The sequence below is a fragment of the Extibacter muris genome (assembly GCF_004345005.1).
GTDB classification, from domain to species: Bacteria; Bacillota; Clostridia; order Lachnospirales; family Lachnospiraceae; genus Extibacter; species Extibacter muris.
The window spans coordinates 1-812 of record NZ_SMMX01000063.1 but is presented as its reverse complement, the minus strand read 5'-3'; the positions used below and the strand labels follow the sequence as shown (position 1 = coordinate 812).

Annotated in this window: 1 protein-coding gene; it reads left to right on the top strand. The window is 50.7% G+C overall.

The window, feature by feature from the left end:
• Nucleotides 1–84 precede the first annotated feature (84 nt).
• The coding region (locus tag E1963_RS23620; protein ID WP_132281693.1) for a hypothetical protein at nucleotides 85–812 on the top strand (728 nt) is incomplete at its 3' end.

Sequence of the window (812 nt, the reverse complement as noted above, 5' to 3'; positions counted from 1 at the left end):
TCAGGGGAGCAGAAGGAAGGGAGAAGGAGAAGAGGAGAGGGGAGGGAGAAAAAGAAAGGGGAAAAGAGCCATCTATAGGCTTCTGTGGAAGGGACAAGGGGAAGAGGGGGGAAAAGGGGGAAGGGAGGGGAAAAGAAAGAGGAGGGAGAGGAGGGAGGAGGGAAAGAGAAGAGAAGAAGGAAAAGGGAAAAGAAGAAGGGGAAACTACGGGAAAAGGAAAGAAGGAAGGAGGAGAAGAAAGAGAAAGCAGAGAAAGGAAGAGAAAGGAGAAGGAGGAAAGGAGAAAAGGAAGAAGGGGGGGAGAAGATCCCCGGCTTCCTGAATCTGACTTGGAGGAAGAGGGGGGGGAGAGAGGGGGAGGAGGGGGGGAGAAAGGAAGAGAAGGAGAAGAAAGGGGAAGAAGGGAAGAGAAAAGGAGAAGATACAGGAGAGCACGCTGTAGGAAGAAAAGAGGAGAGAAAGAGGGAGAAATGTATCGTAGCGGCAGCGGTGAGGGACAGTGCGCTAGAAAGAGGAAGAGGAGGGATGGGAGAAAAGAAAGGAAGAGAGGAGGGGGAAGGTAGAACAAGAGAAGGAGAAGAGGAAAGAGTAAAAGGAAAAAGAAAAAGAGAGAAGAAGAGGAAAGGAAGGAGAAGGGGGGGGGGAAGAAAAGAAAGGAAAGGAAGAAGGGGGGGGAAAAAGAAGGAAGAGGGAGAAGAAGAGGGAGGGGGAGAAGGAGGAAAAGAAAAGGGGGAGGAAGAGAGGAAGGAAAAGGGAGAAGGGGAGGAGAGAGAAAAAAAGGCTGAGAGAAGCAAGAGGAAGGAGAGAGAAGA